This window comes from Falsiroseomonas oryziterrae, assembly GCF_021864505.1.
GTDB lineage: Bacteria > Pseudomonadota > Alphaproteobacteria > Acetobacterales > Acetobacteraceae > Falsiroseomonas > Falsiroseomonas oryziterrae.
This window is the reverse complement of record NZ_JAKJIB010000175.1, coordinates 1-8,053: the sequence shown is the minus strand read 5'-3', so window position 1 is coordinate 8,053 and position 8,053 is coordinate 1. Positions and strand designations below refer to the sequence as shown.

Below are 8,053 nucleotides of genomic sequence, written 5' to 3'. Positions count from 1 at the left end.
CCTTCGCCGCACGGGCCCGCGCCGAGGCGCTCGCCGATCTTGCCGCGCTCCAGGCCAGGCTGGCGCGCGCACGGCTCTCCGGCGGCGCCGTGGCGGACGGAACGACGGTGCGGCTGGCGCGCGATGCCGCCGCGGCCGGCGACCTGGTCGCCATCGGCGTGGCCGCGCGGGCACTGTCCAGCCTGGGCTGAGCTGCTCGCGCAGGCGTGTCGTCATTCGGCGCCTTCCGGCGCGCCGTGGCCCATCGCAAAGCCGCGAGCCACGGAACCGTGACGGAGCCGAAGCCCCCGCCGCCGCCTAAGACGAGTCGGTCCAGGCACTGTTGCCAGGGGGAGAGCGATGCTCGTTGAACGACTCTCGTCGTCACGTCTCGAGATGGAGGCGGAGGCGCGGGCGCGCTTCATGCAGGATGGCTTCGTGGCCGTGCCGGGCCTGGTGCCACCGACCGAACTGCCCAGGCTGCGTGAGATCTACGACGGCCTCTTCGCCGCCCGCGCCGGCTACGAGAAAGGCGACTTCTTCGACATGCTGGACCCCGAGGACCGGCCGGAGACGGCGAGGCTGCCCCAGCTCGCATGGCCGTCGAAGCACGCGCCCTGGCTGGCGGAGATGCAGACCCGCGCACGCGCCCATGACCTCGTCGCGTCGCTGATGCCGGGCGCCGAGCTGGTCTGGGAATTCGCCATCAACAAGCCGCCGCGCACCGGCGCCGAGACGCCCTGGCACCAGGACGAGGCCTGCTTCACCGTCGGCACGCCCTATCGCGAGGCGATCTCCGTCTGGATCGCCCTGCAGGACACCGACGAGGCGATGGGCTGCATGCGCTACGTGCCCGGATCCCACCTCGGCCCGCTGGTCGAGCATGCGAGCGTCGGCGGCGACAAGCGCGCCCACGCGCTGACCGCGGTGAACCCCGACATCGCCCGCATGGTGAACGTCCCGCTGAAGGCGGGCGATGCGGTGATGCACCATTCGCGCACCATGCACGGCGCCGGGCCGAACACCTCCGACCAGCCGCGCCGCGCCCTGACGCTCGAATTCGCGGTGCGCGACGCGGCGGCGATGATCCGGCGCGACTTCGTCTGGAACCGCGACAAGTGGACGACGCGGGACGCGCGGGCAGCCGCGGCGACGCCGCTCGCCGAGCGGCTGAAGCGCCGCGTCCGGATGACGCTCGTCCGGCTCGGCTGGTAGCGCCGCCCGCGGCAGGCTTGCGGACCGGGCAGGGTTGCGGGCAACGATGGGCCCGCAACCCTCCGGCGCTTCCGAATGACCCGCAAGGCTTGGGCCTGGGCCTTCTACGACTGGGCCAACAGCGCCTTCCCGACGGTGGTCTCCACCTTCGTCATCGCCGCCTACTTCGCCCAGGGGGTGGCCGCCGATCCGGCCCAAGGCCAGGCGCAATGGGGCTGGATGCAGTCCTCCGCGGCCATGGTCATCGCGCTCGCCTCCCCGGTGCTCGGCGCGGTGGCGGATGCGGGCGGGCGGCGGCGGCTGATGCTGGCGCTGTTCACCCTGCTGACCGCGGCCGCCACGGCGATGATTTGGTTCGCGAAGCCCGATCCGTCCTGGGCGCTCTACGCGCTGCTCTGCGTCGGCCTTGCGACGGTCGGCTTCGAGCTCGGCACGGTGTTCTACAACTCCATGCTCACCGACGTGGCGCCGAAGGAGCGCATCGGCCGCGTCTCCGGCCTTGCCTGGGGGCTCGGCTATGCGGGCGGGCTCGCCTGCCTCGGGCTCTGCCTCGTGCTGCTGGTGCAGCCCAACCCCTCGCCGCTCGGCCTCGACCGCGCCGAGGCGGAGCATGTCCGCGCCACCGCGCTGCTGGTCGCCGCGTGGCTGCTGCTCTTCTCCTGGCCCGCGCTGCTGGCGCTGCCCGATCCGCCGGGCCGCCGCCCCTCCTGGGGCATCGCCGTGGCGCGCGGCCTGCGCGAGGTCCGCGACCTGCTCCGCAGCCTGCCGCACCAGCCGGTGCTGACGCGCTTCCTCATCGCGCGGCTCTTCTACACCGACGGGCTGAACACGCTCTTCGCCTTTGGCGCGATCTACGCCGCCGGCGTCTTTGGCATGGGCATGGAGAAGATCCTGCTCTTCGGCATCGCGATGAACGTCGCTGCCGGGCTGGGCGCCGCTGGCTTTGCGCTGATCGAGGACCGCGTCGGATCGCGCCGGATGGTGCTGCTCGCGCTCGGCGCCATGGTCGCCCTCGGCCTGCCCCTGCTGCTGACCGAGAGCGAGACGTGGTTCTGGATCCTCGCTCTCTCGCTCGGGCTTTTCTTCGGGCCGGCGCAGGCCGCGAGCCGCAGCTTCATGGCGAAGCTCGCCCCGCCCGAGGAGACGGCAGCCTGGTTCGGCCTCTTCGCGCTGTCGGGGCGCGTCACCGGCTTCCTCGGCCCCGCCGTGCTGGCGACCGTCACCGCGGCGACCGACAGCCAGCGCCTCGGCATGGCGACGGTGCTGGTCTTCCTCGCCCTCGGCGCGGCGATCCTGGCGACGGTCAAGGGGCGCTAGCCCGCGATCGTCCTGACTGTGCACGCCGCAGGCGGGCGCAGGGAGGGCGTGAATCGCTGGGCTACAGGAACAGCTAGACCGGAGTAGCCCGGACGCAGTCTGGGCTATGCGGGTCCAGCGCCGGCGGAACCGCCCCGGCAGCGACCCGTTGGCCCGGGGACATCCCCCCGGAGCCCACCGATGCATCACGACCGCCCCCTGCCGCTCGACCCGAAGCTCGCCATCGCGCTCGGGTCGGCCGCGGCGCTCGGCGCGCTCGCGCTCCAGTCGAACGCCGCGGCGAAGCGCGCGGAGCGCGAGAACCCGCCACGCGGCCACTTCGTCGAGGCCGGCGGGATCCGCCTGCACTACCTCGCCCGCGGCGAGGGCGAGGGCCCGCCCGTCGTGCTGCTGCACGGCAACGCCGTGCGCGCCGAGGACTGGGTCGCGAGCGGCGTGTTCGACGCGCTCGCCGCGCGGCATCGCGTGGTCGCCTTCGACCGCCCCGGCTATGGCTTCAGCGAACGGCCACGCGACCGCATCTGGGGGGCGGAGGCGCAGGCCGAGGTGCTCGCCGAAGCCTTCCACCGCCTCGGCCTCGATCGCCCGGTCGTCGTCGGCCATTCCTGGGGCGCGCTGGTCGCGGTGGCGCTCGGGCTCGACTTCGCCGACAGCGTGTCGGGCCTCGTCCTCGCCTCGGGCTATCACTACCCGACCGCGCGGGCCGACGTGGCCATCTTCTCGCCGCCGGCCGTGCCGGTGCTGGGCGACGTGGTGCGCTACACGGTGGGGCCACTCGTCGGGGGGCTGATCGCACCGGCGATGGTGCGGCGCATGTTCGCCCCGCTCCCGGTCCCACCCCGATTCACGGCGGCGGTCCCGATCCCGATGATGCTGCGCCCCTGGCAGATCAAGGCGAGCGCCGAGGACGCCGCGACAATGACGCTGCGCGCAGCGAGCGTGCAGTCCCGCTACGGCGAACTCGGCCGGATGCCGGTCGCGATCGTCGCCGGCAGCGAGGACAGGATCATCGACATCGAGCGCCATTCCGTGCGGCTGCACGGCGCCATCCCCGGCAGCCGGCTCTGGGCGGTGCCGCGGGTCGGCCACATGGTGCACTACGCCGCGCGCGAGCTGGTCGTGGAAGCGATCGAGCGGATCGCGGAACGCACCGCGCCGGGCTGGACCGAGGTCGACCAGATGGTCCAGGCCTGAGCCGCACCGCGACCACGCCGCCAGAAAGAGAGGCCCTTCCGCCGGGGGAAGGCGGAAGGGCCCGTCCGGTCTGGCGCGCCGGGGGTATGGGGGGGAAGCGCGCCGGCCGGAGGCGCCCCGCGACAGGCCGCGGGGCGCGCAACCTCAGGCCGTGGCGAAGAGGTAGGCCGGCATGGGCTGGGTGTTGTCCACCACGCCCTTCACGCCCGGCACGTTCTCCGCCAGCACGCGCAGCCCGCGCTGCACCGCGGCGCTGCGGCTGAAGCCGTGGAACTCCACCACGCCGTCCTTCACGTCCACCATCGTGTAGAAGGTGTCCGCCCAGGGCTCCTTCTTCATCGCCGCCATCACGGCGCGGCGGATGCGGTCGTCCGACAGCTCCCCGCCCTCCGCCGGCGGCGAGACAAGGGCGCGCAGCAGGTCGGCGCGGCTCACGATGCCCTTCAGCCGCCCGTCCTGCGTCACCAGCACGCGGCGGATGCCGCGATCCTCCATCAGATGCGCGACCTGGGACGCCAGCGTGTCCGGATCCACCGCGACGACGTCGCTGGTCATCACGTCCTTCGCCGTCACGCCATGGGTGCGGGCATAGCGCTCCGCATCGCGCTCCTGGTTGCCGAACAGGCTGGCGAGCCAGCCGGCCGGCCGGTCGGCCTCGCCGGCCAGGCGGCGGATCAGGTCGGCCTCGGTCACCACCCCGACGGCGGTGCCGTTCGCATCCACGACCGGCACGGCGGAGATGCCGCGCTCGGCCAGCAGGCGCGCCATCGCCAGCACGGGGGTCTCGGGCGGGACGGTGACGACGTCCGGCGTCATCAGGTCCCGGGCTCGCAGGTTCGTCATCGGTTTCTCCCTTGGCGCATTGCCGTGATGGGAAGCCTAGGCCGGGCCGAGGGGTTCCACCTTGACGCAGGTCAACCCCGGGCACTTTCCCCAGGCGCCCGCCGCCTGTAGGAGATTGGCCAAAAGAACCACAGGGAGGATCCAGGATGACCCCGTTCATCCGTCGCCGCACGCTTGCCCTCGGCGCCGCCGCGCTCGCGCTGCCCGGCCTGGCCCGGGCCCAGGCACCTCAGCAGATGTCGATCGCCACCGGCACGACGGGCGGCGTCTACTACCCGCTCGGCGGGGCGCTCGCGAACTACCTCTCGCGCGGCATCCCGGGGATGAGCGCGACGGCCGAGGTCACCGCCGGCTCGGTCGCCAACTTCCAGCTGCTGGGCGCCGGCCGCGTCGGGATGCTGTTCGGGCAGGTGGACGCCGCGGTGGACGCGATCCGCGGCGCCGGCCCGTTCCGCGGCCGCGCCGTGCCGGCGCGCGCCATCGCCGTGCTCTACACCAACCGCATGCAGGTGGTGACCACCGCCGACCGCAACATCCGCACCATGGCCGACCTGCGCGGCAAGCGGATCAGCACCGGTGCGCCGGCCTCGGCCACCGAACTCTTCGCGCTGCGCCTGATCGCCGCCGCCGGGCTCGACATCCAGCGCGACTTCCGCGGCCGCGAACGCCTCTCCCCGGCGGAATCCACCAATGCGATCCGCGACGGCAAGATCGACGCCTACTTCTTCGTCTCCGGCGTGCCGACCAGCGCCATCACCGACCTGGCCGCCACCCCAGGCACCCAGATCGTGCTTGTGGACCACGACCAGCACCTCGACGCGATCGTGCGCGAACACGGCCCGGTCTACTTCCCGGAAGTCATCCCGGCGAACACCTACCCGGGCCAGCGTACCGACAACCGCCAGCTCTCGGTCGCCAACATCCTCGCCGTGCGCGAGGACATGCCGAACGAGCTCGCCACCAGCATCCTGCGCATCCTCTGGGAGAACCGCGAGGACTGGGCGCGGGTCCACGCGGAGGCGCGCAACTTCACCGTCCAGCAGCAACGCACCGCCGCCGCCGGCATCCCCTGGCACCCGGCGGCCGAGGCGTTCTGGCGCGCGGCCGGCGCCACGCTGGCGTGAGGCTGGCTGGTTCCTGGGGAGAGCGTTGCCCTCCCCAGACCCCTCCCACCAGGAGCCTGGAGGCTCCTGGACCTGCATCAGTCTATGGGTGGGAGAGGGAGGGGCACGCGCGCCTGCGCCACGGGCGCGCCGGTGACGCCCCTCCCTCTCCCACCCAGGAACTCACGGGTTCCAAGGGCCCTCTGGCCCTTGGCGGGGAGGGTTCGGGAGGGGCGGCGCCCCTCCCGGGAACGACTGTCGCACAGCCCGCGTAGGAGCACGGCCGCATGTCCAGCACGGCTTTGCCGCCGGAGGTGCCGGCGGGGGCGCTCGACGACGCCACGGCGCGGCGGGTCGAGGCGCTGATCGAGCAGGAGGAGGGCGCGCAGAACCGGCTGAAGGGCTGGCTCGGGCGTGCGGCGGTGGTGATCGCCGTCGCGATGTCGCTGTTCCACCTGTGGGCGGCGTGGGACATCGTGCCGACGACGACGCTGCGCTTCGTGCATGTCGGCTTCGCGATGGTGCTGGGGTTTGCGTTGTTCCCCATGGCGGGGCGGTTCCGGCATCGGCTGATGCCATGGGACTGGGCGCTGATCGCGGCGGCGATCTACGTGGTCTGGTATCTCGTCACCGGCGGCGACGACCTGCAGGACCGCATCATCTTCCCCGAGCCGATGGACATCGTCGTCGGCTGGCTGCTGATCGCTCTGGTGCTCGAGGTGACGCGGCGCGCGACGGGCTGGATCATGCCGGTCGTCGCGCTGCTGTTCCTGCTCTACGGCTTCCACGGCAACCTGCTCGACCCGCCCTGGCGTCACCAGGGCTACGATGCCGAGCGGCTGATCCCGCACCTGACCATCACTCTCGAGGGCATCTTCGGCACCGCGGTGGACGTGTCGGCCTCGCTGATCGTGCTGTTCACCATCTATGGCGCGATCCTGCAGGCGTCCGGCGCGGGCAAGTTCTTCGTCGATTTCTCCTTCGCGCTGACCGGCGGCAAGCCGCAGAGCGCGGGGCGCACCGTGGTGCTGTCCTCCTTCCTCCTCGGCGGGCCGAGCGGATCGGGTGTGGCGACGACGGTGACCCTCGGCACCGTCGCCTGGCCGATGATGAAGAAGGTCGGCTACCGCGCCGACGATGCGGGCGGGCTGCTCGCCGCAGGCGGACTCGGCGCGATCATCTCGCCGCCGGTGATGGGCGCCGCCGCCTTCCTGATCGCCGAGTACCTGAAGATCGGCTACCTCGAGGTGCTGGTGATGGCGATCATCCCCACCTGCCTCTACTACGCCTCGCTGCTCTTCATGGTGGAGCTGGACCAGCGGCGCATCGCCGCGCGCGCGCAGGCCGGCGACGCCGCGGCGGCGGAGGCGATGAAGGTCGATCCGGTCGGCAAGCTGCTACGGCTCTACGGCTTCCACTTCTCGACGCTGATCGCGATCGTCGTCTTCATGGTGATGGGGTATTCGGCGACGCTGTCGGTGCTCTACGCCATGGGCGTCGCGGTGGCGCTGAGCTTCCTGCGGCGCGAGACGGCGCTGACGCCGCGGCGGCTGGTGGATGCGCTGGCCGCCGGCGCGGTGCAGTCGGTCGGCATCGCGGCGACCTGCGCCTGCGCCGGCATCATCGTCGGCGTCATCACGCTGACCGGGCTCGGCCTGAAGTTCTCCGACATCGCGATCCAGGCCGCCGGCGGGTCGCTGGTGGTCACCGCGATCTATACCGGCCTGATCGTGTGGGTCGTCGGCCTCGCCGTGCCGGTCACCGCCAGCTACATCATCTGCGCGGTGGTCGCCGCGCCCGCGCTGATCAAGCTCGGCGTGCCGGACTACGCGGCGCACATGTTCGTCTTCTACTACGCCGTGCTCAGCGAGGTCTCGCCGCCCACCGCGCTGTCGCCCTTCGCGGCCAGCGCCATCACCGGCGCGGGGCCGTACCGCACCACGCTGCAGGCCTGGAAGTACACGCTGCCCGCCTTCGTGCTGCCCTTCGTCTTCGTCACCGACCCGGAGGGCGTCGGGCTGCTGCTGCAGCTGCACGGCGACATGACCTGGATGGACGTCGTCTGGCAGGTCGTGCTGGCGACCACGGGCCTCGCGGCGCTGGCCGCCGCCTGCCAAGGCTGGCTACTGCGCGGCCTGGCGGGGTGGGAGCGTTGGGGCCTGGGGCTGGCCGGGGTGCTGCTGATCTTCCCGGCTTCCATCCAGGCGCTGGTCGCCGATGCGCTGCCGCATCCCCACTGGATCGGACTCGTGCTGGCGGGCATGCTGCTGGCGCTGCAATGGCGACCGCGTCCCGCATCCTCGTCCTGATCCTGCTGGCCGGCTGTGCGGGCGCGCCGCCGCCGCCGGCCCCGCCCGTCGCGGTGCAGGGTCCGGCGCTGGTGCTGACCGCGCCGCGCCAGG

At 72.4% G+C, this 8,053-nt stretch carries 7 protein-coding genes; 6 read left to right on the top strand and 1 reads right to left on the bottom strand.

The genetic code is table 11. The features are described from left to right. From L2I40_RS14255 to L2I40_RS14240, 4 genes are all read left to right on the top strand, one after another. A partial coding sequence (locus L2I40_RS14255) for a hypothetical protein (protein WP_237215687.1) occupies positions 1-191 on the top strand: 191 nt, incomplete at its 5' end. Between the two features lie 148 nt (positions 192-339). Continuing rightward, positions 340-1,194: a phytanoyl-CoA dioxygenase family protein gene (locus tag L2I40_RS14250; protein ID WP_237215685.1), complete on the top strand. Its 855-nt coding sequence runs from the start codon at positions 340-342 to the stop codon at positions 1,192-1,194. 75 nt (positions 1,195-1,269) lie between these two features. Beyond that, positions 1,270-2,511: an MFS transporter gene (locus tag L2I40_RS14245; protein WP_237215684.1), complete on the top strand. Its 1,242-nt coding sequence runs from the start codon at positions 1,270-1,272 to the stop codon at positions 2,509-2,511. A 180-nt stretch (positions 2,512-2,691) separates the two neighbouring features. Then, positions 2,692-3,705 (top strand): alpha/beta fold hydrolase, encoded by a 1,014-nt coding sequence (locus tag L2I40_RS14240; protein WP_237215682.1) that lies wholly within the window; start codon positions 2,692-2,694, stop codon positions 3,703-3,705. Between the two features lie 144 nt (positions 3,706-3,849). Here the strand turns inward: L2I40_RS14240 and L2I40_RS14235 are convergent, their stop codons facing one another. Further along, on the bottom strand, positions 3,850-4,548 hold the full coding sequence (locus L2I40_RS14235; RefSeq protein WP_237215681.1) for a CBS domain-containing protein: 699 nt from the start codon (positions 4,546-4,548) through the stop codon (positions 3,850-3,852). Positions 4,549-4,694: 146 nt separating this feature from the next. Here L2I40_RS14235 and L2I40_RS14230 point away from each other — a divergent pair, with 146 nt between their 5' ends. Both L2I40_RS14230 and L2I40_RS14225 read left to right on the top strand, forming a co-directional pair. Further along, positions 4,695-5,672: a TAXI family TRAP transporter solute-binding subunit gene (locus tag L2I40_RS14230; protein WP_237215679.1), complete on the top strand. Its 978-nt coding sequence runs from the start codon at positions 4,695-4,697 to the stop codon at positions 5,670-5,672. Between the two features lie 266 nt (positions 5,673-5,938). Continuing rightward, complete coding sequence (locus tag L2I40_RS14225) at positions 5,939-7,960, top strand: TRAP transporter permease (protein WP_237215677.1); 2,022 nt, start codon at positions 5,939-5,941, stop codon at positions 7,958-7,960. Positions 7,961-8,053 lie beyond the last annotated feature (93 nt).